At 66.6% G+C, this 24839-nt stretch carries 23 protein-coding genes; 14 read left to right on the top strand and 9 right to left on the bottom strand.

What is annotated here, in order from left to right:
- Positions 1-229 precede the first annotated feature (229 nt).
- Positions 230-463 (top strand): hypothetical protein, encoded by a 234-nt coding sequence (locus tag F9288_RS16560; RefSeq protein WP_254620916.1) that lies wholly within the window; start codon positions 230-232, stop codon positions 461-463.
- On the opposite strand, the gene F9288_RS16565 is transcribed toward F9288_RS16560, so the two are convergent.
- On the bottom strand, positions 405-1199 hold the full coding sequence (locus tag F9288_RS16565; protein WP_174837802.1) for a phosphatidylcholine/phosphatidylserine synthase: 795 nt from the start codon (positions 1197-1199) through the stop codon (positions 405-407). The two genes, F9288_RS16560 and F9288_RS16565, sit on opposite strands and share 59 nt — an antisense overlap.
- Positions 1200-1236: 37 nt before the next feature.
- The gene (locus tag F9288_RS16570; protein ID WP_174837803.1) at positions 1237-1974 is read right to left on the bottom strand and encodes a phosphatidylserine decarboxylase; all 738 of its coding nucleotides are present in this window, start codon (positions 1972-1974) and stop codon (positions 1237-1239) included.
- Positions 1975-2116: 142 nt separating this feature from the next.
- On the opposite strand from F9288_RS16570, the gene F9288_RS16575 reads away from it, so the two are divergent.
- Entirely contained in the window at positions 2117-3337 is a 1221-nt protein-coding gene (locus F9288_RS16575; protein ID WP_174837804.1) for an NADP-dependent isocitrate dehydrogenase, read from the top strand.
- A gap of 59 nt (positions 3338-3396) precedes the next feature.
- Here F9288_RS16575 and F9288_RS16580 read toward each other — a convergent pair whose 3' ends face one another.
- Entirely contained in the window at positions 3397-4599 is a 1203-nt protein-coding gene (locus F9288_RS16580) for an FAD-dependent oxidoreductase (protein WP_174837805.1), read from the bottom strand.
- A 46-nt stretch (positions 4600-4645) separates the two neighbouring features.
- On the opposite strand from F9288_RS16580, the gene F9288_RS16585 reads away from it, so the two are divergent.
- Positions 4646-6433: a cation:proton antiporter gene (locus F9288_RS16585; protein ID WP_174837806.1), complete on the top strand. Its 1788-nt coding sequence runs from the start codon at positions 4646-4648 to the stop codon at positions 6431-6433.
- Between the two features lie 33 nt (positions 6434-6466).
- The gene (locus tag F9288_RS16590) at positions 6467-7606 is read left to right on the top strand and encodes a glycosyltransferase family 1 protein (RefSeq protein WP_174837807.1); all 1140 of its coding nucleotides are present in this window, start codon (positions 6467-6469) and stop codon (positions 7604-7606) included.
- 8 nt (positions 7607-7614) lie between these two features.
- On the opposite strand, the gene F9288_RS16595 is transcribed toward F9288_RS16590, so the two are convergent.
- Positions 7615-7905 (bottom strand): DUF2218 domain-containing protein, encoded by a 291-nt coding sequence (locus tag F9288_RS16595; RefSeq protein ID WP_174837808.1) that lies wholly within the window; start codon positions 7903-7905, stop codon positions 7615-7617.
- Positions 7902-8480: a PadR family transcriptional regulator gene (locus F9288_RS16600; RefSeq protein WP_254620917.1), complete on the bottom strand. Its 579-nt coding sequence runs from the start codon at positions 8478-8480 to the stop codon at positions 7902-7904. Before F9288_RS16600 ends, F9288_RS16595 begins: the two co-directional genes overlap by 4 nt.
- Positions 8481-8580: 100 nt before the next feature.
- Here F9288_RS16600 and F9288_RS16605 point away from each other — a divergent pair, with 100 nt between their 5' ends.
- From F9288_RS16605 to F9288_RS16620, 4 genes are read left to right on the top strand one after another with little or no spacing between them, the layout of a single operon-like run.
- On the top strand, positions 8581-9903 hold the full coding sequence (locus F9288_RS16605; RefSeq protein WP_174837809.1) for a replication-associated recombination protein A: 1323 nt from the start codon (positions 8581-8583) through the stop codon (positions 9901-9903).
- The gene (locus F9288_RS16610; RefSeq protein WP_254620918.1) at positions 9887-11257 is read left to right on the top strand and encodes a serine hydrolase; all 1371 of its coding nucleotides are present in this window, start codon (positions 9887-9889) and stop codon (positions 11255-11257) included. Before F9288_RS16605 ends, F9288_RS16610 begins: the two co-directional genes overlap by 17 nt.
- On the top strand, positions 11254-11595 hold the full coding sequence (locus F9288_RS16615; RefSeq protein ID WP_174837811.1) for an MmcQ/YjbR family DNA-binding protein: 342 nt from the start codon (positions 11254-11256) through the stop codon (positions 11593-11595). The genes F9288_RS16610 and F9288_RS16615 overlap by 4 nt, the downstream gene beginning before the upstream one ends.
- Positions 11570-12439, top strand: coding sequence for a hypothetical protein (locus F9288_RS16620; RefSeq protein ID WP_174837812.1), 870 nt, complete (start codon positions 11570-11572; stop codon positions 12437-12439). Before F9288_RS16615 ends, F9288_RS16620 begins: the two co-directional genes overlap by 26 nt.
- 158 nt (positions 12440-12597) lie before the next feature.
- Here the strand turns inward: F9288_RS16620 and F9288_RS16625 are convergent, their stop codons facing one another.
- Positions 12598-13158, bottom strand: a complete 561-nt coding sequence (locus F9288_RS16625) for a YkgJ family cysteine cluster protein (RefSeq protein WP_174837813.1) — start codon at positions 13156-13158, stop codon at positions 12598-12600.
- A gap of 190 nt (positions 13159-13348) precedes the next feature.
- A complete protein-coding gene (locus F9288_RS16630) occupies positions 13349-13900 on the bottom strand; it encodes a hypothetical protein (protein WP_174837814.1) in 552 nt (183 codons plus the stop codon).
- 228 nt (positions 13901-14128) lie between these two features.
- Between F9288_RS16630 and F9288_RS16640 the strand changes: the two genes are divergently transcribed.
- Positions 14129-14335, top strand: a complete 207-nt coding sequence (locus F9288_RS16640; RefSeq protein WP_174837815.1) for a hypothetical protein — start codon at positions 14129-14131, stop codon at positions 14333-14335.
- Here F9288_RS16640 and F9288_RS16645 read toward each other — a convergent pair.
- Complete coding sequence (locus F9288_RS16645) at positions 14328-15092, bottom strand: phytanoyl-CoA dioxygenase family protein (RefSeq protein ID WP_174837816.1); 765 nt, start codon at positions 15090-15092, stop codon at positions 14328-14330. The two genes, F9288_RS16640 and F9288_RS16645, sit on opposite strands and share 8 nt — an antisense overlap.
- A gap of 110 nt (positions 15093-15202) precedes the next feature.
- Between F9288_RS16645 and F9288_RS16650 the strand changes: the two genes are divergently transcribed.
- The 4 genes from F9288_RS16650 to F9288_RS16665 all read left to right on the top strand — a co-directional run bounded on the left by F9288_RS16650 (position 15203) and on the right by F9288_RS16665 (position 22339).
- A complete protein-coding gene (locus F9288_RS16650; protein ID WP_174837817.1) occupies positions 15203-16120 on the top strand; it encodes a LysR substrate-binding domain-containing protein in 918 nt (305 codons plus the stop codon).
- Positions 16121-16303: 183 nt separating this feature from the next.
- Positions 16304-18622: a TonB-dependent receptor gene (locus F9288_RS16655; RefSeq protein WP_174837818.1), complete on the top strand. Its 2319-nt coding sequence runs from the start codon at positions 16304-16306 to the stop codon at positions 18620-18622.
- A 65-nt stretch (positions 18623-18687) separates the two neighbouring features.
- Complete coding sequence (locus F9288_RS16660) at positions 18688-20340, top strand: long-chain-fatty-acid--CoA ligase (RefSeq protein WP_174837819.1); 1653 nt, start codon at positions 18688-18690, stop codon at positions 20338-20340.
- The gene (locus F9288_RS16665) at positions 20330-22339 is read left to right on the top strand and encodes an alpha-glucosidase (RefSeq protein ID WP_174837820.1); all 2010 of its coding nucleotides are present in this window, start codon (positions 20330-20332) and stop codon (positions 22337-22339) included. Before F9288_RS16660 ends, F9288_RS16665 begins: the two co-directional genes overlap by 11 nt.
- Here F9288_RS16665 and F9288_RS16670 read toward each other — a convergent pair.
- Positions 22285-23202, bottom strand: a complete 918-nt coding sequence (locus tag F9288_RS16670; RefSeq protein ID WP_217482538.1) for a LysR family transcriptional regulator — start codon at positions 23200-23202, stop codon at positions 22285-22287. The two genes, F9288_RS16665 and F9288_RS16670, sit on opposite strands and share 55 nt — an antisense overlap.
- A 65-nt stretch (positions 23203-23267) precedes the next feature.
- Here F9288_RS16670 and F9288_RS16675 point away from each other — a divergent pair, with 65 nt between their 5' ends.
- On the top strand, positions 23268-24839 hold the full coding sequence (locus F9288_RS16675; RefSeq protein WP_174837822.1) for a glycerol-3-phosphate dehydrogenase/oxidase: 1572 nt from the start codon (positions 23268-23270) through the stop codon (positions 24837-24839).

Here is a 24839-nt window from a genome sequence, read left to right on the forward strand (position 1 = left end):
CCTCTGGGAAGCGAGAATGACGACCGGCTGCAAGCCGGCGCACCGGTGATGATGCTTCCCATGCGGAGTTGAGGGTCGCGCCGTTAGCGCAAGCGGAGGCGAAAAGCAATCGCTTGACGGATGCGAACAAACATGGAACACAGCATACAGAACAGAGCATGAACGCAGGCTCTGGCACCGGATTCCACTTCGTGCGTTTAGGCGATGCGCGGGCGGCAAGGAGGCGAAGATGATGTTTTTGCTGGCGATTGCGACCTTCGGCGCGGCATTGGGTATCGCGGCTTATGCCATTGCGGCGAGCGTTGCGCCGAACCTCGCGAAGATCCGGCTGGCGCTGGCGGGCCGCTCGCCTCTTGCGACGGCGCTGGCGGCGGAAGCGCCGCGCGTCGAACGCCGCGTGGCGGTCAGGCGGCTGGCGGCGGCGCCGGTTCGCCGACCTGCGCCGCTACGCGCTGCCGCCTGACCCGCGCGTAGCTGGCGATGCTGAACGGCAGCGTGAGCAGGTAGACAATGCACAACGCGCTGGCGCTATGCCACGGCGCGGAGACGGCGGCGGCGCCGAAGATCACCACCACCGCCAACGCCTCGAAGCGGATGTTGCGGCGCAGGCGCAGCGAGCCCCAGGAGAAAGTGGCGAGGCTGGAGACCATCAGGAACGCGACCAATGCCGTCCACGGCGCGACGACCCAGGGCGAGCGCAGCAGCGGCTCGCCCGTCCAGAACCACAGGAACATCGGCAGCAGCGCCAGCCCCGCCCCGGCCGGGGCGGGCACGCCGGTGAGGAAGCCGGCCGATTTGTGCGGCTGCTCGGTCACGTCGATATTGGCGTTGAAGCGCGCGAGGCGGAGCGCGCAGAACACCGCCAGCATCAGCGCCGCCGTCCAGCCGAAGCGCGGCAGCGCGGAGAGCGACCAGAGATAGAGGATCAGCGCCGGCGAGACGCCGAAGGAGATGGCGTCGGCCAGCGAATCGAGCTCCGCGCCGAACCGGCTCTGCCCGCGCAGCATCCGCGCGATGCGACCGTCCAGCCCGTCGAGCACGCCCGCGAGCAGGATCATCGCCACCGCCAGCTCCCACCAGCCGGCGACGGCGAAGCGCACCCCCGACAGGCCGGAACACAGGCCCAGCGCGGTCACCGCATTGGGCAGCACCGCGCGCAGCGGCAGGCCGCCGAGCCGGCGTTGCGGCCGCGCGGTCATCCGCGCAGGCCCGGCGCGGTGGACGGGATATCAGGGATCATTGCGCCGTCCCTGTCACGGCGGGAAGGCCATAGCGGCCGATCACCGTCTCCCCCGCCACCGATCGCTGGCCGAGCGCCACCTGCGGCGCGCAACCCTCGGGCAGATAGACGTCGACGCGGCTGCCGAAGCGGATCAGCCCGACGCGCTGGCCGACCGCGACGATGTCGCCGGCCTTGGCGAAGCCGACGATGCGCCGCGCGACCAGCCCGGCGATCTGCGTGAAGCCGACGCGGCGGCCGTCATGCCCCTCGACGACGAAATGCTGGCGCTCGTTGTCCTCCGACGCCTTGTCGAGGTCGGCGTTGAGGAACTTGCCGGAGATATAGACGACCTGCTTGATCGTCCCCGCGATCGGCGCGCGGTTGATGTGCACGTCGAACACCGACATGAAGATCGACACGCGCACCATCGGCTCGGTGCCCAGCTCGCCGGTCAGCTCGCGCGGCACCGGCACGCGCTCGATCATCGTCACCAGCCCGTCGGCGGGGGCGACGACCAGATCGTCGCCGCGCGGCGTGGTGCGGATCGGATCGCGGAAGAATGCCGCGACCCACACGGTCAGCCCCAGCATCGGCCAGAAGAAGATGTTCGAGACGATCGTCAGCAGCAGCGTGAGGCCGAACGCGATCGCGACGAACTTCTGCCCCTCCGGATGGACGGCGGGAAAGCGCCACTTGACGGTGGTGGTGACTGGAAGGCCGCCGGGGCCTTCCGGTTTATCTAATGATGGCATCGGCGCGGTTTAGCCGCGCGTCTCGCCCCGCACAACGCATCCGACGCGCATTTTGCGCGAGCCGCGGCCACGCGCGACGGTTGATCCTCCGCGCCCTTCCCCCTATCGCGCACGCCAAACCTCCCCTGACAAGGATTTGGACATGGCGAAGATCAAGGTGAAGACGCCCGTCGTGGAGATCGACGGCGACGAGATGACGCGGATCATCTGGGAATGGATTCGCGAGCGCCTGATCAAGCCGTATCTCGATATCGAGCTGGATTATTACGATCTCGGCGTCGAGCATCGCGACGCGACCAACGACCAGGTGACGATCGACAGCGCCCATGCGACGCAGAAATACGGCGTCGCGGTGAAGTGCGCCACGATCACCCCGGACGAGGCGCGCGTCGAGGAATTCGGCCTGAAGCAGATGTGGAAGTCGCCCAACGGCACGATCCGCAACATCCTGGGCGGCGTGATCTTCCGCGAACCGATCGTGATCCGCAACGTGCCGCGCCTGATCCCCGGCTGGACCCACCCGATCGTCGTCGGCCGCCACGCCTTCGGCGACCAGTATCGCGCGACCGACTTCCGCGTGCCCGGCAAGGGCAAGCTGACGATGAAGTTCGAGGGCGAGGACGGCACCGTCATCGAGAAGGACGTCTATGACTTCCCCGGTTCCGGCGTCGCGATGGGGATGTACAACCTCGACGAATCGATCCGCGATTTCGCGCGCGCCAGCATGAATTACTCGCTGGGCCGCGGCTGGCCGCTGTATCTCTCGACCAAGAACACGATCCTCAAGGCCTATGACGGGCGCTTCAAGGATATCTTCGCCGAGGTGTTCGAGAGCGAGTTCAAGGACCGGTTCAAGGAAGCCGGCATCGTCTACGAGCATCGCCTGATCGACGACATGGTCGCCTCCGCGCTGAAGTGGAACGGCGAGTTCGTCTGGGCGTGCAAGAACTATGACGGCGACGTCCAGTCGGATCAGGTGGCGCAGGGCTTCGGCAGCCTCGGCCTGATGACCTCGGTGCTGATGACACCGGACGGCAAGACGATCGAGGCGGAGGCCGCGCACGGCACCGTCACCCGTCACTATCGCCAGCACCAGCAGGGCAAGGCGACCTCGACCAACCCGATCGCGTCGATCTTCGCGTGGACCGGCGGCCTCAAGTATCGCGGCAAGTTCGACGACACGCCGGACGTGACGCGCTTCGCCGAGACGCTGGAGAAGGTCTGCATCGAGACGGTCGAGGCCGGCGACATGACCAAGGACCTCGCGATCCTGATCGGCCCGGACCAGAAGTGGCTGACGACCGAGCAGTTCTTCGAGAAGATTCGCGAGAACCTCGAAAAGAAGATGGCGACCTGGGCCTGACCCGGCGCCTGATGGCATGATGCGAGGCCGGCGTCCCGATCAGCGGGGCGCCGGCCTTCTCATTCGCTCCAGGCCGGCGAGCGGATATGCTCGCGGCGGACGCCCAGCCCCAGCACGCGCGCCGGGATGCGGCGGAGCGGCGCCACGCGATCCAGCACGCGCAGCGCCAGCGGGGCGCGGTCGATCTCGCCGGCCAGCGCCTTTTCCAGCACCGCGCGATGCACCGTGCGCTGGATCGCCTGCACGACGCGCACCGGCAACATCCGCCGCGCCTGCACCTTCGCCAGCAGCGGATCGGGGTCGCGCCCCGTCGCCATCGCGGCGGCGAGGATGTTGGCGGCGGCCACCGCGTCCTGGATGGCGAGATTGATCCCCACCCCGCCGACCGGGGACATGGCATGGGCGGCATCGCCGATCGCGAGCAGCCCCGGCCGGTGCCAGCGCGTCAGGCGATCGAGCGAGACCGACAGCAGCTTCACGTCGTCCCACCCCCGCACCGCCGCGATGCCGGGGGCGATCGCCGGGGCGGCGCGCGCCATATCATCGCGGAACGCCGCGATGCCGCGCGCCTCCACCTCCGCCGCGCTGCCCTTGCGGATCACGCGGGCGCATTGGAAATAATCGCCACGGTCGATCAGCACCACCATCTGCCCCTGCGAGAGATAGCCGGCCGTCTCGTTCGTGGCCGCGCGCTCCTTCGGCACGCGGAACCAGAAGACGTCGATCGGCACGCCAAGGTCCCGCAACGGCAGCCCGGCCGCCTCGCGCAGAACGGAGGTGCGCCCGTCCGCGAGGATCACCAGCCGCGCCGTAATCTCCTCCCCTGCCCGCGTGCGGACGCCGGCGACCCGCCCGGCGCCCCCGAGCAGGCCAACCGCCTCCGTCTCCATCCGCAGCCCGAATGTCGGGAAGCGCCGCGCCTCGCGCGCGACGAAATCGAGGAAATGCCATTGCGGCATCATCGCGACGAATCGGCCGCGCCCCGGCAAATGCGAGAAATCGGCGACGCGATAGCTCCGCCCGCCGATCACCGCGCCGATCTCCGCCACCTTGTCGTGCGGCTCGGCCAGCAGCGCGTCGAGCAGGCCGAGTTCGTCGAACAGGTCGAGCGTGGAGGGGTGGACCGTATCGCCCCTGAAATCGCGCAGGAAATCGCCGTGCTTCTCCAGCACCACCACGTCGAGGCCGGCGCGCGCGAACAGCAGCCCGGCCATCATTCCCGCCGGTCCGCCGCCGACAATGACGATATCGTGTTTTTTCATTGCTACGCTCCTGACAGCAACCGCCGCGTCCGGCTAGGATAACGCGATGGCGATCGGATTGGACAATCAGGGTTTCAGCGACACGCTGGTGATTCTCGGGGCGGCGGGAATGGTGATCCCGGCCTTCGCGCGTTTCAAGATCAGCCCGGTGATCGGCTTCATCCTCGTCGGGATGCTTGTCGGACCCGCCGGGCTGGGCGGCCTCGTCGATCAGGCGCCGTGGCTTTATTATTTCACGATCACCAATCCCCATGCGATCGAGCCGCTGGCGGAGTTCGGCATCATCCTGCTGCTGTTCTCGATCGGGCTAGAGCTGTCGTTCCGGCGGCTGTGGGCGATGCGGCAACTGGTGTTCGGCACCGGCGCGGCGGAACTGATCGGCTCCGCGCTGCTGATCGGCGCGGGGCTTCACCTGCTCGGGCAGAACTGGGCCGGGTCGATCGGGCTGGGGCTGGCGCTGGCGCTGTCCTCGACCGCGCTGGTGCTGCCGCTGGTCGGCACGACCAGCGCGGTGGGGCGCGGCGCATTCGCCATGCTGCTGTTCGAGGATATCGCGCTGGTCCCGATCATCTTCGCGCTGGGGGCGATGGCGCCGACCGCCACCGCAGACGGTTGGCAGGGGCTGGCCGGTGTCGCCTTGCGCGGCGGGGTGACGGTGGTGGCGATGTATGTGGGGGGACGGCTGGTGCTGCCGCGCCTGTTCGCGCAGGCGGCGCGGACCAAGAGCCCGGAGCTGTTCCTCGCCGCCTCGCTGCTGGTGGTGATCGTCGCCAGCGTCGCGACCACCGCCGCCGGCCTCTCCCCGATCGTGGGCGCGCTGCTCGCCGGGCTGCTGATCGCCGAGACCGAATATCACACCGAGGTCGAGGTGATGACCGCGCCGTTCAAGGGGCTGGCGCTCGGCGTGTTCCTCATCACGGTCGGGATGAGCGTGAACCTATCGACGATCGTCGAGAACTGGATGTCGCTCGCGCTGGCGGTGACGGGGGTGGTCGCGATCAAGGCGATCGTCACCTATCTGCTGCTGCGCGTCGCCAATGCCCGGCACGGCGTGGCGGCGGAGACCGGACTGCTGATGGGCAGCCCGTCCGAGACCACGCTGATCGTGCTGGCGACGGCGGCGCAGGCGCAGCTCATCCAGCCCTCCACCGCCGCCTTCTGGCAGACGGTGACGGCGATCGGGCTGACCATCACCCCGCTGCTCGCCAAGGCCGGGACGGCGATCTCGCGCCGGATCGAAACGACGGACCATCAGGCGGTGCCGGACACGGGCGACGCGACGCGGACGGTGGTGATCGGCTTCGGCCGCGTCGGGCGGCTCGTCGCGGATATGCTGACGGTCCACGACCAGCCCTATATCGCGGTGGAGGCGGACATCGACACGGTGAAGGCCGCGCGCCACGCCGGCTATCCGGTGATGTTCGGCGACGTGGCGCGCGGGCAGCTCGTCGACCGGCTCGACCTGCCGGCGGCCCGCGCGCTGATCCTGACGATGGACGATCCGGTGCTGACGATCCGCCTCGTCCGCCGCATCCGCGCGCTGGTGCCGGACCTGCCGATCATCGCCCGCGCCCGCGACATGCGCCACGCCGCCGAGCTTTACCGCGCCGGCGTGACCGACGCGGTACCGGAAACGCTGGAAAGCTCGCTCCAGCTTTCGGAGGCGGTGCTGGTCGATCTCGGCGTGGCGATGGGGCCGGTGATCGCCTCGATCCACGAGAAGCGCGACGAGATGCGCGAGACGATCCGGCGCGAGGCCGCCCTCACCCGCGAGCCGCGCATCCGCCGCATCAGGCGCAAGAGCGAGATGACGGCGGGCGAACAGGCAACCTAGTTTTCGCCACGATCGCCGGTTAACGGCCGCCTCATGCAGCCGTCCGATCTTCGCGTCGCCCTGTTCAGCGGCAATTACAATTACGTGCGCGACGGCGCCAACCAATCGCTCAACCTGCTCGTCGGCTATCTGCTGGAGCGGGGCGTAAAGGTGCGGGTCTATTCGCCGACCGTGGCGGAGCCGGCGTTTCCGGCGGTCGGCGATCTGGTCGACGTGCCCTCGATCCCGATGATCGCGGGGCGCGGCGAATACAAGCTCGCGCGCGGGCTGCCGGCGAAGCCGCGCGCTGATCTGGAGGCGTTCGCGCCGAATATCGTCCATGTCTCCGCGCCGGAGTTCCTCGGCCATGCGGCGGCGCGCTGGGCGAAGGCCAACAATGTGCCGGCGGTCGCCTCGTTCCACACGCGGTTCGAAACCTATTGCGGCTATTACGGCCTCGGTTTCCTGGAGCCATTGGTCAAGAAGCTGATGACCCGCTTCTACAACCGCTTCGATCGCGTGCTGGTGCCCAGCAACAGCATGATGGCGCTGCTCGCCCAATGGGGCGTGACCGCGCCGATGGGCATCTGGTCGCGCGGGATCAACCACGACCGCTTCCGCCCGGATCGCCGCGACCTCGCCTGGCGGCGCTCGCTCGGCATCGCGGACGAGGAGATGGCGGTCGGCTTCCTCGGGCGGCTGGTGAAGGAGAAGGGGCTGGATATCTTCGCCGACGTCTCCAGCGAGCTGAAGCGGCGCGGCGTGGCGCACAAGGTGCTGGTGGTGGGCGAAGGGCCGGCGCGCGAATGGTTCGCCGGGCGCGTGCCGGACGCGGTGTTCACCGGCTTCCAGTCCGGCGACGCGCTGGGCCGCGCGGTCGCGTCGATGGACGTGTTCTTCAACCCGAGCGTCACCGAGACGTTCGGCAACGTCACGACGGAAGCGATGGCGAGCGCGGTGCCGGTGGTCGCGGCGCGCGCGACGGGGGCGGTCGATCTGGTCGAGGACGGCGTGAACGGCTTCCTCGTCCCGCCGCGCGACGTTTCCGCCTATGCCGACGCGATCGCGCGGATCGTGGCCGATCCGGCGCTGCGCCAGTCAATGGGCGAAGCCGGCCACCGCAAGGCAGCCGGCTATCGCTGGGACATCGCCAATCAGGCGGTGCTGGACGCCTATCTGGCGCTGGGGGCCTAGGACCAGCCTCAGGCCGCCTTCCAGTCGAACATCAGCGGCGCCTCGCGGAAGGCGAAGCGGTCGAGGTGACTCGCCACCACGCCGCGCATCCGCTCGACATCCTCCCCTTCCGGCACGGTGAGCGCCACGTCGAGCGTACCGCTGTCGGCGCGCATTTCGAGCCGGCTGCCGTTGGGGAAGTCGATCGTCCCCTCCTCGGGCGAGAAGGTGACGGTCATCTTGTGGCTCCAGTGCTTGGCGAGCTGCTGGAGGTAGCGGCTCGCCGAAGCGGTCGACACGCGGGCGACGGAGACGCTCACCGCAGCCGCTCGATCTTCTGCGCGACCTCGTCGATCAACGCGGCGACGTCGTGCAGCGTGTCCTGCGAGAAATCGCCCCGCGTCAGCCGCTGCTCCAGCGCGACGCGAAGATTGCCCATCGCGCGGCGGATCGGCGCGCCGTCGGCCCGCTGACGCCGCTCGCCGACATGCGCGAGCCGCTCGATCAGCGCCTCCGCCTGCTCGCGATTCTCCTCGAGATGCGCGCGGCCCTCGTCGGTCGCGGCATAGCGCTTGCGCTTCTCGTCCGACGCCTGCTCCTCGATGAAGCCCATCTCGTCGAGCAGGGTGAGCGTCGGATAGACCACGCCGGGGCTGGGCGCATATTCGCCGCCGGTCAGCTCCTCGATCGCGCGGATCAGCTCATAACCGTGGCGCGGCTCGTCCGCGATCAGCTTGAGCAGGACGAGACGAAGCTCGCCGCCGTCGAACATCCGCCGGCCGCGACCGCCGCCACGCTCCGACGCGCCGAAATCCCATCCGCCGGCGAACCCTCCACGACCCCAGCCGCGCGGCCCGCAATGACCGCCCCGGCGGCCGTGCATACCATGAAACACATCATATCCTTTCTGTATCACGATGCGTCTAAGATATATCTTGATAGAACGAACACAAGCCCCTCCTGTCAAAAAACCCGCGAGCCACTATTTTGGCCGCATGGCCGACCTGTTCGCGGGCTTCGAACCCGCCGCCCCGCCCGACGACACCCTCTCCGCCGACGCGCCGCTGGCCGACCGGCTGCGCCCGCGCCGGCTCGACGAAGTGGTCGGGCAGGAGCACCTGACCGGGCCGGAGGGCGCGATCGGGCGGATGGTCGCGGCCGGGCGATTGTCCTCGATGATCCTGTGGGGGCCGCCGGGCACGGGCAAGACGACGATCGCGCGGCTGCTCGCCGATGCGGTGGGGCTGCGCTTCGCGCCGATCTCGGCGGTGTTCTCGGGCGTGGCGGACCTCAAGAAAGCCTTCGCCGAGGCGCGCGACCATGCGCGCGCCGGCAAGCGCACCCTGCTGTTCGTGGACGAGATCCACCGCTTCAACCGCGCGCAGCAGGATGGATTCCTGCCCTATGTCGAGAACGGCACCGTCACGTTGGTCGGCGCGACGACCGAGAATCCCTCGTTCGAGTTGAACGCCGCGCTGCTCAGCCGCGCGCAGGTGCTGATCCTCCACCGGCTCGACCGCGCGGCGCTGGAGAAGCTGCTCGACCGGGCGGAGGCGGAGATGGGCCGCCCCCTCCCCCTCACCCCGGCGGCGCGCGACGCGCTGGTGGCGAGCGCGGACGGCGACGGGCGCTTCCTGCTCAACCAGGCGGAGACGCTGTTCTCGGTCGCTATCGGCGAGCCGCTCGATCCCGCCGGGCTGTCCGCGTTCCTCCAGCGCCGCGTCGCGGTGTACGACAAGGATCGCGAAGGGCATTACAATCTGATCTCCGCGCTCCACAAATCGGTGCGCGGATCGGACCCGCAGGCCGCGCTCTACTATCTCGCGCGGATGCTGACGGCGGGCGAGGAGCCGCTCTACGCGCTGCGCCGCCTGACGCGCATGGCGATCGAGGATATCGGCGTGGCCGATCCGCAGGCGCTGACGCAATGCATCGCCGCCAAGGACGCCTATGAACTGCTCGGCTCGCCGGAGGGGGAGCTGGCGATCGTGCAGGCCTGCCTCTATCTCGCCACCGCGCCCAAATCGAACGCTTCCTATATGGCGATGAAGGGCGCGTGGCAGGCGGCGCGCGAGACGGGATCGCTGATGCCGCCGGCCAATATCCTCAACGCGCCGACCAAGCTGATGAAGCAGGTCGGCTACGGCAAGGGATATGAGTACGACCATGACGCCGCCGAAGCCTTCTCGGGCGCGAATTACTGGCCGGAGGGGATGACGCCGCAGCGCTTCTACGAGCCGACCGGGCGCGGCTATGAAAAAAGGGTTGCCGAGCGCCTTGCGTGGTGGGACGAGCGGCGGCGTGAAAACAACCCTTAGTCTCGCGCTGCTCGCGCTCGCCGCGCCGGTTTCCGCGCAACAGATCCGCCCCGCCTCGCCGCAGCCGTACAATCATGCGATCGCCGCCGGCTACAAGGCGCTGACCTTGTGCGAGGGCATTTTCGACGCCGGGCGCAGCGAGGCGCAGATCGCCGCGACCGAATTGCGCGGCATCTATCCCGAATATGACGCGATCGTGCCGACGCTTCCGGCCACGGTCGATCGCGAGACGCGGGTGGTGACGGTGCCGTTCGACGCCCGCCTCGCGCCGCGCCGCGCGCTGTGGCGGCCGCGCTACGGCTGCTATCTCTCGCCGATCGGCACCCCGGTCGCGCGCGCCAATCCGGCCGCCGCGACGCCGGTGCCGCTGCCCGCCGACCCGCGACCGTGGCCGATGGGCGACGCCAATATCGCGCCGCGCCCGTCCGCATCGCTCGCCGCGCTCGTCTCGCGCGCATTCGATCGGGCGAGCTTCGGCGCGGAGAGCGTCACGACGGGCGTGGTGATCGTGAAGGACGGCCGCGTGATCGCGGAGCAATATGCGCCCGGATTCGGCCCGATGGTGCCCAACCGCACCTGGTCGGTCGCCAAGAGCATCGCGGGGACGCTCGTCGGCATCGCCTCGCCCGGCGCGAAGATCGACCCGGCGAAACCGGCCGCCATCCCCGAATGGCGGCGCCCCGGCGACCCGCGCGGGGCGATCACGCTCGACAACCTCATGCGCATGGCGAGCGGGCTGCACAGCGACACCGCCGGCAACCGCACCGACGCGATCTATTTCGGCGGCACCGCCGTCACCGAGCAGGCGACCGGCTGGCCGCTGGAGGCGGAGCCGGGCACGCGCTTCCGCTACGCCAACAACGACATCATGCTCGTCGCGCGGAGCCTGCGCGCGACGCTCGGCGAGGCGCGCTACGCCAGCCTGCCGCATGATTCGCTGTTCCGGCCGCTCGGCATGGCGCACACCGTCACCGGCACCGACTGGCAGGGCAATTACATCATCTCCAGCCAGGTGTGGACCACCGCGCGCGATCTCGCCCGGCTCGGCCAGTTCTGGTTGCAGGACGGCGTGTGGCAGGGCCGCCGCCTGCTCCCCGCCGGCTGGATGCGCTACCTGACCACGCCGAGCGGCCCGCAGCCGGCGGACGGCCCCGGCTATGGCGCGACGATGTGGCTGTTCGGGCCGAAGCAGGGCCTGCCCGCCGGCAGCTATTCCGCGCAGGGCAATCGCGGGCAATTCGTGATGGTGATCCCGCAGCACCGGCTGGTGATCGTGCGGCGCGGGGAGGATCCGGGCGCGGCGCGCTTCGACATCGCGCGCTTCTCCGCCGAGGTGATCGGCGCGACTCCATGAGGGACTGGGCGGATGTGGTGGCCTTCGCCCGTGCGCTCCCGGATGTGGAGATGGCGCCTTTCTATGGCACGCCCTGTCCCAAGGTGAACGGCAAGGCGTTCGTCTCGCCGGGGCGCGAGGCGGGGAGCTTCCACGTCATGGCGCCGCACGAGGAAAAGGCGGTGCTGCTGGAGACCGACCCGGACACCTTCTGGCAGACCCCGCATTACGAGGGCTGGCCGGGATTGCTGGTGCGCTACGGCGCGGCGGACGAGGAGCGCGTCCGCAACGTGATCCGCCGCGCGTGGTGGGATCGCGCGAAGAAGGCGCAGCGTGCCGCGTTCGGCGAGCGCCCCTGAGCGGTTCGCGCGCTTCGTCGCGATCGACTGGTCGGGGGCGAAGGGCGCGCGGCATCGCGGCATCGCGATGGCGGCATGCGCGACCGGCGACGCCGCGCCCGCGCTCGTCCCGCCGCCCGGCGGCATCTGGTCGCGGACCGAGGTGCTGCAATGGCTGCTCGATCGCGCGGACGAGCCGATGCTGGTCGGCTTCGACTTCAGCTTCTCCGCCCCGTTCGTCGCGCGCGGCGCGCATCTGCCGGGGGAGACGGATACACGCGACGCCCGCGCGCTGTGGCGTTACGTCGACAGCCACAGCGACGACGCCGATCTCGGCGCGGCGAGCTTCCTGAAGGCGCGGCGCGGGCGGCATTTCTATCTCGGCGCGGCCGACGGGGCGAAGCGCGATTTCCTCCACTGGCGCGTGTGCGAGACGGGCGAGGACCAGACGACCAAGCCCTCCACCGTCTATGACGCGATCGGCGCGGCGCAGGTGGCGAAGGCGAGCTTCGCGGGGATGCGATTGCTCCATCGGCTCGATCGCCGGATCGCGATCTGGCCGTTCGATCCGGTGCCGGATCGCGGCGCGGTAGTGGTGGAAATCTATACCGCGATCGCCGCCCGCGCCGCCGGGATGCGCAAGGGCCTAAGCAAGCTGCGCACGCCCGAGGCGCTGGACGGCGCGCTCGCCGCGCTCGGATCGCGCGCCCACCATCCGCTCGCCCGTTACGACGATCATGCGACCGACGCGATCCTCGCCGCCGCGTGGCTGCGCGCCAACGCCGGATGCGGCGACCTCTGGCGACCCGTGCGCATGTCCACCCCGATCGCGCGAAGCGAGGGCTGGACGTTCGGCGTTCGCTGACGCATGGACGCTGACGTGCTGGCCGGTTTAGCTCAGATGGTAGAGCACCTGATTTGTAATGGGATTCCCGGACGGCCGAAAAGCCGCAGATTTCAGGGCTTTTTGACCGCTTCGAATTAAAGATTGCGATTCATGAATCCAGCTCCCCGGAGGCGCTCCTAGCCGTTTGTCGAGAAAACTCCGTAATGCTTGCGCCATATCGCCACCTCGTCACTGAGATGCGGCGGCGCGGGATCTCCCGAGATGACCAGCCGCGCGACCTCGTCAGCGGGGTGCATCAGCATCTTCTTCGATCCGTCGCTGAACCAGACAGGCACCAGCCCTTCGCACAGGCTGTCGAGGACGATGTCGGCCATGCCGCTCTCGATCGCGTCACTGCCGGCAAGCTTACGGACGTTGATCGAGACACCCTCGAAGCAGTTGCGCGGCTCACGCACGAAATTGACCGAAACCAGAAGGCCGCACCGATCGGGCCGGGCCGCATCGGGCATGCTCGCGACCCTGCGCCACGCGCAGAACCATGTCCGGCAGATATGCGGGCGCACCTGATGAATGCCGCACCCACCCGGAACGAGGTGTTCGCAAGGTATTCCCGCAGCTTTCTTGAAATCGGGCGTATCGACCGTGAGGACGGTGCAACATACCACGCAATCCCCACACTCGCGATCGGCGAGCACCGGCCCCAACAGGACGGTTTCCAGATCGGGTTCGGTGGACATCCGCGGCGGCCTGCCTCGACCCCGGCGCGAATACAATAGGTTTGAGGTTGGCGCGGTCCGCTGGTCGGTCAGCCTGTTTGCGAAGCGGTCGACAAATCCCCATAGCTGCCGGCATGAGCGATCCGACGACCAGCGTCCGTCCGTTGGAGCGGCGCGACCTGCCCGCCGCGCTGGCGATCCAGTCGGCCACCTATCCCGCCTTTCTCCTGGAAGATGAGCCGGCCTTCGCCAACCGGCTCGATGTGGCGAGCGCGATCCCGTGCTTTTTCAGCCGGTCTATCGCCATCCCGCTCGCGTAGCACAGATCGCCATGCGCCATGTCGGCCAGCACCCCGGTGTAATAAACGACATAACCGCCGTCGGGATCAATCACCACGGTGGGGTCTTCCACCCCGCCCGCATCGCTCACATCGGGGCCGGGGACGATGACCGGGCGCGGGAGCATCGCGAAGCTCACGCCATCGTCGCTCCATCCCGCCCAGATCTGGCCGGTATCGGTCAGCGGGGCGCCCGCCGCGACCACCGCGCGCACCATCATGCCGAACCGCCCGTTCGGGTCACGCCAGACGAAAGGACTCATCAGATCGCGGGCCAGCAGCTCCGGCGGTCCATCGATCGACACATCCTCGATCTGCTGGACGTTGAAATCGAGGGTGACGCCATTGGGCGCAACGGTGTCGCGAACCGGCGGACCTGGTAACGCAGCGGTTGCCTTGTCTTGGGAAAGCGGCATCCCGGTCACGCACCCAATCCCCGCATCAGCGACAGGCCCCCATCGATCACCATTTGCGCGCCGGTGATGTAACTTGCCTTCGTCGAGGCAAGGAACACCGTTCGCGGCATGATAATTCTATCCCACGCTCATCCTTGCGCACGATAACGCGGCGCGGGCTGTCCGGTTCAGCGTCAACGGAAACACCAGCTACATATCCGTGCGGCATCGAACCTGCCGGCAGAAAGGGAATTTCAGGTGACCGATTGGCCGCAGCAAGGGCTTATGAATGCCAAACTCTATATCGTTACGATACGAACGATCCCTGAACTTCTGCGCAAACGGCGGCCTGATAAGCGATCATTGTCGACCGAACCGCCCACGGCATTGCCGCGAAGCATGAAGATGAGCGGATACCAGGGGCGGATATGGGCGATCGATCACGACAGTCCCGAAATCAGTTGAACGTCACCTGAGAGCCGCCACGCAGGAAAGCGATGGCATTACGACGGAGGTGGCCGGTGCCGGGATTGAGTATCGGCTCGGGCGAATATTGCGCCAGATAAACGCGCCGCATGTTCGGGGTCGAATTCGATCCGGTGGCGTGGAGCGCAAGGCTCGAAAAAGCGACGATGCTGCCCGCCGGCACCTCGACCGTCACACCCTCGCTGTCGCCGGTATAACCGACGAGATCGTTGCTCCCCGGCTGCCGGACGTGTGGAACGATGCCGTCACGGGTTTCAGGCGCCTGCGAGAAAGGCATGATGCGCACCGTGCCGTTCGCGATCGTCGTGTCGTCGAGCGCGCACCAGCAGGTCAGATACGGCTTGTGGTCGACCGGCCCGCCATTGCCCACGACATAGCCGGAATCCTGATGCCAGCTGAACGGCATCCCCTTGTCCGCGCCCTTCACGACATATTGGTCGTAGAAGAAATAGGCATCATCGCCGAGCGTGGCACGGCAGATTTCGGCCATCGTCTCGCTGAACAGCATCTTGCGCAAATCCGGTTGCCTGCGCTGGCACTCGCCCGCGAAATAGCGCTTGCCCTTGTGGCTGATCCCGTCGACCTCGACGCCGAGCGCATCGAGGCGGGCGTCCTCCCGCTCGATCACGCGGCCGCATTCCGCGCGCAGGAGATCGAGCAGCAGGCCTTCGAGGATGCGGTCGAACACCGCATATCCTTCGGTCGCGAACTGTTCGCGCTGAGCCGAAAAATCCATCTTATCCTCTCTCTCGCACCTTTTGGTCGGCCCCTGTCTCGCAAATCCCATTCATTGTATCCAATCGAATTGCGTCCATCAGTCATACGTCTATACTATGGCCCATGCGAATGAGGCAGGTCGAGGCGTTTCGCGCCGTGATGATGAGCGGCGGCATCACCGCCGCCGCGTCGATGCTCAACATCAGCCAGCCGTCGGTCAGCCGGCTGATCGCCGATATGGAGCGCGCGGTGGGCTTCCGCCTGTTCGACCGGCGCGGCTCGCGCGTGCATCCCACCGCGCAGGCGCAAGCGCTCTATGAAGCGGTACGGCGAAGCTATGCCGGCCTCGACCTGCTGGATCAGGCGGCGCGGCGCATTCGCGCCCATCCGGTGGGGACGGTGCGGATCGCCGCGCTCGCGGCGATCGCGATGTCGGTCCTGCCGGCGGTGATCGCCCGTTTCCGCATCCTCTATCCCGATATCAAGGTCACCGTGGAATCGCTCGGCCAGCGCGCGATCGAGGAGCGCATCTTTCTCGGCCAGGCCGATCTCGGCATCGGCATCGACACGCAAGGGCGCGAGGGCGTCCGTTCGACATTGCTCGCGCGCGCCGAATATATCTGCATCCTTCCCGCGAACCACCATCTCGCCTCCCGCCCGCATCTGACGGTAGAGGATCTGGCGGGCGAGGAATTCATCGGCCCGATGCACGAGGCCGACGCGCTGTGGAACGGGATCGACTCCGCTCTTGCGGACTCCGGCATCCCGGTGTCGCGACGGCTGGAGACACAGCATTCGCAGATATTATATGCATTCGTCGAAGCCGGGCTGGGCGTGTCGATCGCCGAGCCGTTCAGCGCGCCGCTGTTTCACCGGCTCGGCGTCGCGATCCGTCCGATCGCCCCGCCGGTCTATCTCGATTTCGCGCTGCTCGAACCCGACATCGGCCCCACCCCTGAAATCGTCGCCTGGTTGGGCGACGACGTGCGGCGCGAAACGGCGGCGTGTCTCGCGCATGTCCAGAATGTCGTCTCCTCCAAGCCATAGCATTTGGACATAATATCCCGACAATTCTCTATTAGACTGCGATAGTTTTGGCGCGCATTCCTATCCTCGGCGGGATGCCCCTCTAGCTGGCCGATCGTTTTCCGACGGCAAAGGCGCGGATGCATCACGCTTTCATTGCCCAGGCGGACGTCTGATCCGCCGGACGCAAGGGGAGGATCTGCAATGAAGACAACAGCATATAAGGCAATTCTGGCGCTTTCGACCACGATGGCCACTGCCCTGGTCGCGGCCGCGCCGGCACGGGCGCAGGAAAGCGGCGCTGAATCGCATCCATTCGCCAGCAATGACATCATCGTCACCGCGCAGAAGCGCGAGCAGAATTTGCAGGACGTGCCCGTCGCCATTTCGGTCGTATCAGGCGATCAGCTCGAGCGGGCGAACATCAATTCCGCCGAGCAATTGTTCCAGCGTGTCCCGACGTTGACCTTCCGCAAGGGCAACACCAACAAGGATTCGGGGCTTTCGATCCGCGGCGTCGGCACCATCTCCTTCTCATCGGGCGTTGAACCGTCGGTTTCCACCGTGATCGATGGCGTCGTCTATGCGCGCACCGGTCAGCAGACCTCGGACTTCCTCGATGTCGAGCGCATCGAGGTGCTGCGCGGCCCGCAAGGCAGCCTGTTCGGCAAGAACGCTTCGGCCGGCGTCATCAACATCGTCACGCGCAGTCCAGGGGACACGCTGGGCGGCTACGTCGATGCGGCGTGGTATGAGGGCAACGAATATCGTATTCGCGGCAGCATCGGCGGCCCGATCGCGAATGGCATCAAGGCATCGCTCACCGGCTTCTGGTCGAAATATGACGGCAACGGCCTCAACGTATATAACAACCACAAGATCAACGGCTATGAGCATTGGGGCCTGCGCGGCAAGCTGATCGCCGATCCCACCGACACGCTCAAGATCACGCTGATCGCCGATTATTCGGAGAACAGCGACAATGGCTACGCCGACAGCATCGGCACGGTATTCCCCTCCGCGTTCAACAACGCCATATTCATTCCGAGCCTTGCTCCATTGAAGCTCAACGGAAGTAACAAGGATATCGACAATGATCTCGATCCCTATACCAAGGACAAGAATGGCGGTGTTTCCGGCCAGATCGACCTTCGCCTGGGCGGCGCGACGCTGACCTCGATCACCGCCTATCGCCATTGGTATAATTACCAGGTCCGCGATGGCGATTTCCGCTCGGACGCCCCTTCCTATGTCAACACCGGCATCGCGACGGGCGACGTTCTCTCGCATGATCGCGGCGATCTGAAGTTCGACCAGTTCACGCAGGAATTGCGCATCGCATCGGCGAATCCGCAATTCTTCGAATATGTGGCCGGCCTTTATTATTACCACACGAAGGAAGTCGATTTCTTCAATCGCACCGTGACCGCATGCACCGCCTCGACGCTGCCGACCGTCAACGGATTGACGCCGTGCGCGACGGGGTCATCCACTTACGTGACCAATCATGGCGACGCCAATTTCACCACGACGCTGACGAGCTACGCCGGCTTCGGACAGGGCACCTTCAACTTCACCCATGCCTTCCGCGGCATTCTCGGGGTACGCTATACCGAGGACAAGGTCGGCTATGACTTCGCACGCACATCGACGCAGACGACCGCGTTCAGCGGCGTGAATCCGGCCTTCGCCGCCGCCGGCTCGATCAAGGGTCATGGCTGGTCGGGCAATGTCGGCCTGCAATATGACGTGGCCCAGGATATCATGGCCTATGCCACCTATACGCGCGGCTACAAGGGACCGGCGCTCAACGTCTTCTTCAACATGCTCGCACGCGATACCGGGCGCATCGCGCCGGAAAAATCGAACGCCTATGAGGCCGGTCTCAAGACGCGGCTGTTCGATCGCCGCCTGACGCTGAACCTCGCGGCCTTCTATGCCGAATACGACAATTACCAGGCCAACTTCCTTGATATCGTCGCGGGGCAGGTGGTCACCCGCCTCACCAATGCGGGCAGCGTATCGACGCGCGGCATCGAGATGGATTTCAACGCCGCGGTCACCGACAATTTCTCGCTGTCGGGCGGGTTCAACTATACCGACGCGCACATCAACAAGTTCATCTGTCCGGCCGGGACGGTGGTGACCTGCGCCGACGCGATCAATGGAAAACCGTTGCCCTTCGCTCCCAAATACAAGGGGACGGCAACGGTGGACTGGCGGCTGCCGCTCAATCTCCAGGGCTTCAACGTCGATCTGAACAGCTCCGTCACCTATCAGAGCAAGACGAATTTCGACATCAACCAGAATCCGTATTCCTACCAGAATCCCTATGCGATCTGGGACGCCGGGATCACGCTGCGCACCGCCGATGACAAATATGCGCTATCCTTCCTCGTGAAGAACATCACGAACAAGCAGTTCGTCATCCAGCGCATCCCGAACGGCACGTCGTTCATGCGCCAGATCACCCCGCGCGATGCCGAACGCTATGTCGGCGTCACCGCGCGCATGAACTTCTGATCCCCGCCCCGCCGCGTGGTCCGTTCAGATCGCGCGGCGGGAGAAATTCGGAAAAAGGCGGTGCGATGCTCGGGTTGATGCAGGATTGGCCGCTGACCGTTGACCGGATCATAGACCATGCGGCGATGTGGGACGGCGATCGGCCAATCGTTACGCGCGGCAATGATGGATCGGTCGTCCGCAGCGATTACGCCGCGATTCGCGATCGGGCGCGGAAATTGTCGACGGCGCTCGCGAGCGTCGGGATCCGGCCGGACGACCGTGTCGCGACGATGGCGTGGAACAATATCCGCCACCTAGAGGCCTGGTTCGCGATCATGGGCATGGGCGCGGTATGCCACACGCTCAACCCGCGCCTCTTCGCCGATCAGTTGCGCTACATCATCGGCCATGCCGGGGATCGCGCGATCCTTGTCGACCCCTGCTTCCAGGTCATGCTCGCCGAGCTTCTCGCCGGGATGACATGGGATGGAGCAATCATCATCCTCGGTGACGATGTCGAGATCGATCGCGATGCGCTGCCCGGCGCGGTTTCGGTCGAAACGTTGATCGCCAGCGCCCGCGAGGACGACGCGCGCTGGGGCGGATTCGACGAGCGCGCGGCATGCGCATTATGCTACACCAGCGGCACGACGGGTGATCCAAAGGGCGTGCTCTATTCGCATCGCTCGACGGTCATTCACATGTTGATGACCTTGCAGCCCGACGTGTTCGGGATCGGCATCAACGACGTCGCGATGCCGATCGTGCCGATGTATCACGCCAATGCCTGGGGAATGCCGCTGTCGACAGCGGCGATCGGATGCAAGCTGGTGCTGCCGGGCGCGCGGCTGGATGGAGCATCCCTGCACGAGTTGATCGAAAACGAGGGCGTCACCTTCTCGGCGGCGGTGCCGACGGTCTGGCAGGGCTTGCTCCACCATCTCGACAAGACCGGCGCGCGGCTGACACGCCTGAAACGGGTGATCGTCGGCGGCGCGGCGCTACCCGAAAGCTTGATCCGGCGGCTGCGCGAGCATGGCGTGGAAGCAGTGCAAGGCTGGGGCATGACCGAAACCTCGCCGATCGGGACGCATGGGAAACTGACGCCCGCGATCGCGGCCCTGCCGTTCGACGCGCAGATACCCCAGCGGCTGAAGCAGGGGCGGCCACCGTTCGGGATCGAGCTGAAGATCGTCGACGAAGCCGGCGTCCGCCTGCCGCACGACGGCGTGACGCCCGGCCGGCTGCATGTGCGCGGGCCGACCGTGGCGGCGGGGTATATGGGCGGTCGGATCGGCGACATCCTCGACGGAGAGGGATTCTTCGATACCGGCGATGTCGCGACCATCGACAGCTACAGCTATATGGCGATCGTCGATCGCGCGAAGGACGTGATCAAGTCCGGCGGCGAATGGATCAGTTCGATAGAGATAGAGAATATCGCGATCGGCCATCCGAAGGTCGCGCATTGCGCGGTGATCGGCGTGCCGCATCCGCGCTGGGACGAGCGGCCGTTGCTGGTCGCGGCGCTCCACCCCGGCGAAAGCGTCAGCGGGGAGGAGTTGCTCGGCTTCCTCGATGGCAGGATCGCCAGATGGTGGATGCCTGATGCGGTAATGTTCATCGACGAAATGCCGTTCGGCGCGACCGGCAAGATCGACAAGAAAGCTTTGCGGACGCGCTTCATCGCGCCCCTACAGGATATCATAGAAAGGCCCCTGCCCCATGGCGCTTGAGGCGCATGACAACGGCTTTGCCCTACGTCTCCATGAACAGGTGATCCTGTCGCACGACAGCGATATGCCCGGTTTCTTCGTCGGGCGCGGCGAGCCGCATGTCCACGCCAGGCTCGGCCATTTCGATTTGTCGCAGGACGTGATCGAACGGCGCGCACTGACTCATGCCGAAGTCGTAGGAAACTCCATCCGCTTCGCCGAACGCGCGGGCACGCCATGGCTACTGGAAGCGACGGTTTCAGAAGAAGGCGCCGACGCGGTGGTTGCGTTGACCGCGCTTGATCCCACGCTCAACCGGTTATGGCTGCGCGTTCCCGCCGGGGCTGACGAGCATGTCTGGGGCGGCGGCGAGCAATTCTCCTTTTTCGACCTGCGTGGGCGGCATTTTCCCTTATGGTCGAGCGAGCCGGGGGTCGGGCGAGATCCAGCCTCGGCTTTGTTCCAGCAGGTCGAAGCGCAGCGCAAGGGCGGCGGCGGCAGCTATGCGCACACCAATTTCCCGCAGCCGACCTTCGTCAGTTCGCGACGCTACGCGCTGCATGTCGACAGTTTCGCTTATGCCGCGTTCGATTTCCGGAACGATGATTTCCACGAGATCGAGGTGTGGGAGATTCCGGCGCGGATCGAACTATGGACGCGGCCGCATTTCACCGATCTGGTCTCGGCGCTGTCGGAGCGTTTCGGGCGCCAGCCCCCGCTCCCCGAATGGGTGCTCGGTGGCGCGATTATCGGGCTGAAGGACGGTGACAACAGCTTTGCGCGCCTCGAGACCTATGAGGACGCCGGGGTCGCGGTGTCCGGCTTGTGGTGCGAGGATTGGGTGGGGCTGCGCGTCACCAGCTTCGGCAATCGCCTGTTCTGGGACTGGCAATGGAATGCCGAGCGTTATCCCGATCTGCCCGCGCGGATCGCGGAGTTGAAAGCGCGCGGCATCCGTTTCCTTGGCTATGTGAACCCTTATCTGGCGGTCGACGGGCCACTTTATGCCGAAGCGGTCTCGCGGGGTTTCCTGGTGATGCGGCCCGATTGCGATGAACCTTACGTGATCGATTTCGGCGAATTTTGTTGCGGCCATGTCGATTTCACCAATCCGGCAGCTGCGGCATGGTTCGCCGATACGATCATCGGTGAGAAGATGATCGATTTCGGCCTGTCGGGCTGGATGGCGGATTTCGGCGAATATCTGCCGGTCGACGTGCGGCTCGCGAACGGTGAGAGCGGGATGACCGCGCACAATCGCTGGCCGGCGCTGTGGGGCAAGGTGAATGCCAAGGGGATCGCCGGGCGCGGCATGACGGGCGAGATGATGGTGTTCATGCGCTCCGGCGCGGCGGGCGTGCAGCGGCATTGCCCGATGCTATGGGCGGGCGATCAGGCGGTCGATTTCAGCCGGCATGACGGCATCGGCACGGTGATCTGCGCTGCGCTTTCGGCAGGGATGCTGGGCAACACGCATCATCACAGCGATTGCGGCGGCTATACCAGCCTGTTCGACACGACCCGCGACGCCGAACTCGCGATGCGCTGGGCCGAGATGGCGGCGTTCACCTCGATGATGCGGACGCATGAGGGCAATCGACCACGGCAGAATGTGCAATATGACGACGACCCCGAATTGCTTGCGCATTTCGCGCGGATGACGCGAATATATGCCCATCTCGCGCCCTATATCCGGCGGCTGTCGCATGAGGCGGCGCGGTCCGGCTTGCCGGTGCAGCGACCGCTGTTCCTTCATTTCGAGGATGATCCCGCGACCTATGCGATCCAGACCGCCTATCTGCTCGGTCCCGATCTGCTTGTCGCACCGGTGATCGCGGCGGGGAAAGACGAATGGACGACCTATCTGCCGGTGGGCGCGGAGTGGGTGCATGTCTGGTCGGGCGCATCCCATCCGGGCGGCGGGGAGGTGACGGTGGCGGCGCCGTTCGGCCAGCCGCCCGTCTTCTATCGCGCCGGATCGGCCGATGCCGCGCTGTTCGAGTCAATCGCCTCGGCCTGAGACACCGCGCGCAGGACATCGACGAAGGCGGCGACCAATGTGCTGCGGCTGCGGTTGCGGAGGAAGTGTATCGCATCTCGCGTCACCTCCGACGGCGGCAGCGCGATCGCGTGGAGGCCCGATCGCAGCGCGAGCGCGCGCGGCACGACGGTGATCGCCCGGCCGCTGCGCGCCATGTCGAGACAGGCGGCGGTGGAGTCGAGTTCGTAATCGGGGAATTGCCCGGCGGCGAGCCGCGCGCGGATCGCGCGGGGGAAATTGCTGCCGGGCGCGGGACGCGGAAGCGCCCAGGGGAAAGCGGCGCTGTCGCCCTCCCCCCTTGCGAGCGGATGATCGGGGGCGCAGACCAGCATCAGCGGCTCGGGCGGCAGCGGGATCGACATCACCTCGTCGGCATGACCCGACGCGGCGAACTTGGCGCGATTGCACACGACGAGATCGAGACGGCGATCGACAAGCGTTTCGAGCAGTTGCGCGGACGGCCCGCCGGTGACGGTGACACGCACGCCCGGATGCGTCCCGGCGAAGCGCGCGATCGCGTCGGTGAGCAAAGGTTGCAGCGGATAGGGACCGGCGCCGACATGGACGACGCCGCCGCTCGGGTGGGCGAGGCCGCGCGCTTCCTGCTCCAGATTCGCCGATGCCGCGATCACGTCGCGCGCCGAGCGGATCAGGCGATCCGCGTCGCTGGTGGGCCGCACGTAATGCGTGGTGCGATCGAACAACATGGCGCCCAGTTCTTCCTCCAGTTTCTGGATCGAGCGGGTCAGCGCCGATTGGGTGAGGCCGAGTTCGTCGGCGGCGCGCGCGTAGCTCCCGAGCCGGTAGAGCGTATCGAAATGATGAAGGCGGCGGAGGTTCATGCTGCGCAGCATATCATTCCTATTATGCAATACCAACGCAGAGGTCATTCCCATAGCGTGACACGATGAGCAGCACCTCAATCGATGCGCGAATGCGCGCGCGGGTCTTCGCCGAGCTGGAATCGCGCACCTTCGATCTCGCGGTGATCGGCGGCGGGATCACCGGCGCGGGGATCGCTCGTGACGCCGCGATGCGCGGCCTGTCGGTCGCGCTGGTCGAGGCGCGCGACTATGCGAGCGGGACGAGCAGCCGCAGCTCCAAGATGATCCACGGCGGACTGCGCTATCTGAGCCAGGGCGATATCGCGCTGGTGAAGGAAGCGGCATCGGAACGGCAGATCCTGCGACGGATCGCGCCGCATCTGACGCGCCTGTCGCCCTTCCTGATCCCGACGACCAACATGGCGATGACCGCCAAGCTGCGCACGGGCCTGTGGACGTTCGAGAAACTGGGCGGCGTGCCCGAGGGCGAGAGGCATGAGGTGATCTCCCTCGCCGAACTGCAACGCCGCGAGCCGCTGATGCGCACCGACAGGTTGAGCGGCGCGGTGCTCTATCCCGAGTTCCTCACCGACGATGCTCGGCTGGTGCTCGCCAATATCCGCAGCGCCCAAGGTGCCGGCGCGACGGTGATCAACCATGCGGCCGCATCGGAGTTGATCGGCGACGGGCTGGTCGCCACCTCGACGCTTGATGGCGAAAATCTCGCCGCTCGGATCAGGGCGAGGCTGGTCGTCAACGCGGCCGGCGCATGGGTCGATCAGGTGCGGGGGCTGGAGACGGGCGAAGGCGGCGCGCGGCTGTCGCTTAGTCGCGGCATCCATCTCGTGCTGCCGCGCGAGCGATTGCCGATCAACGCCACCCTCATCATCCGCGCGCCCGACAAGCGCAGCATCTTCGCGGTGCCACGCGGCGCGTTCACCTATATCGGGACGACCGACGTGTTCCACGACGGCGCCGATTACTGGCCGGAGCCTACGCGCGAGGACATCGACTATCTGCTGCGCGCCACCGAAGCCGCGCTGACCATCGATCCGATCACCGACGCCGATGTAGTTGCGCTCTGGTCGGGCGTGCGGCCGCTGATCGCGCAGCCGGGGAAGAAGGCGAACGAAGTGTCGCGCAAGGACGAGATATGGACCTCGCCTGGCGGCCTGATATCGATCGCCGGCGGGAAGCTGAGCGCCTATCGCGCAATGGCGGAGCGGGTCGTCGATCTGGTTGTCGACCGGCTGGGGTCAACCGCCCTGCCCTGCGTCACCGCCGACGCGCCCTTGCCCGGCGGGTCGGGCAACGGGCGCGATAGCCTGCGCGGCCTCGACCCGCTCGCGACCGAGCGGCTCATCGGCCTGTACGGCGACGAGGCGGAGGAAATCCTCGGCGCGGGCGGCGATGTCGCGGCGGAAGCATCCCGCGCGGTGACGCATGAGGGCGCCGCGACGCTCGAGGATTATTGGGTCCGCCGCAGCGCGCGCGCCTGGTTCGATCGCGATGCAGGGCTTGATGCCCTCGCCCCCGCAGCCGACGCGATGGGGGCGCTGCTCGGCTGGAACGACAACGCCAGAGCGGCGCAGATCGCGCATTGCCGGCGCATCGACAATGACAGCCGCCGCCTTCTCGCGGCGAAGGGAGAGTGA

The sequence above is a fragment of the Sphingomonas sp. CL5.1 genome, assembly GCF_013344685.1.
Classification (GTDB): Bacteria; Pseudomonadota; Alphaproteobacteria; order Sphingomonadales; family Sphingomonadaceae; genus Sphingomonas.

What these genes read in the sequence shown, in the direction of transcription:
- F9288_RS16645 (WP_174837816.1), bottom strand. Translation starts at nt 15,092, where the DNA reads ATGGATTTTTCGGCTCAGCGCGAACAGTTCGCGACCGAAGGATATGCG.
- F9288_RS16675 (WP_174837822.1), top strand. Translation starts at nt 23,268, where the DNA reads ATGAGCAGCACCTCAATCGATGCGCGAATGCGCGCGCGGGTCTTCGCC.
- F9288_RS16585 (WP_174837806.1), top strand. Translation starts at nt 4,646, where the DNA reads ATGGCGATCGGATTGGACAATCAGGGTTTCAGCGACACGCTGGTGATT.
- F9288_RS16665 (WP_174837820.1), top strand. Translation starts at nt 20,330, where the DNA reads ATGGCGCTTGAGGCGCATGACAACGGCTTTGCCCTACGTCTCCATGAA.
- F9288_RS16615 (WP_174837811.1), top strand. Translation starts at nt 11,254, where the DNA reads ATGAGGGACTGGGCGGATGTGGTGGCCTTCGCCCGTGCGCTCCCGGAT.
- F9288_RS16605 (WP_174837809.1), top strand. Translation starts at nt 8,581, where the DNA reads ATGGCCGACCTGTTCGCGGGCTTCGAACCCGCCGCCCCGCCCGACGAC.
- F9288_RS16650 (WP_174837817.1), top strand. Translation starts at nt 15,203, where the DNA reads ATGAGGCAGGTCGAGGCGTTTCGCGCCGTGATGATGAGCGGCGGCATC.
- F9288_RS16580 (WP_174837805.1), bottom strand. Translation starts at nt 4,599, where the DNA reads ATGAAAAAACACGATATCGTCATTGTCGGCGGCGGACCGGCGGGAATG.
- F9288_RS16655 (WP_174837818.1), top strand. Translation starts at nt 16,304, where the DNA reads ATGAAGACAACAGCATATAAGGCAATTCTGGCGCTTTCGACCACGATG.
- F9288_RS16570 (WP_174837803.1), bottom strand. Translation starts at nt 1,974, where the DNA reads ATGCCATCATTAGATAAACCGGAAGGCCCCGGCGGCCTTCCAGTCACC.
- F9288_RS16660 (WP_174837819.1), top strand. Translation starts at nt 18,688, where the DNA reads ATGCTCGGGTTGATGCAGGATTGGCCGCTGACCGTTGACCGGATCATA.
- F9288_RS16590 (WP_174837807.1), top strand. Translation starts at nt 6,467, where the DNA reads ATGCAGCCGTCCGATCTTCGCGTCGCCCTGTTCAGCGGCAATTACAAT.
- F9288_RS16560 (WP_254620916.1), top strand. Translation starts at nt 230, where the DNA reads ATGATGTTTTTGCTGGCGATTGCGACCTTCGGCGCGGCATTGGGTATC.
- F9288_RS16625 (WP_174837813.1), bottom strand. Translation starts at nt 13,158, where the DNA reads ATGTCCACCGAACCCGATCTGGAAACCGTCCTGTTGGGGCCGGTGCTC.
- F9288_RS16575 (WP_174837804.1), top strand. Translation starts at nt 2,117, where the DNA reads ATGGCGAAGATCAAGGTGAAGACGCCCGTCGTGGAGATCGACGGCGAC.
- F9288_RS16565 (WP_174837802.1), bottom strand. Translation starts at nt 1,199, where the DNA reads ATGACCGCGCGGCCGCAACGCCGGCTCGGCGGCCTGCCGCTGCGCGCG.
- F9288_RS16670 (WP_217482538.1), bottom strand. Translation starts at nt 23,202, where the DNA reads ATGAACCTCCGCCGCCTTCATCATTTCGATACGCTCTACCGGCTCGGG.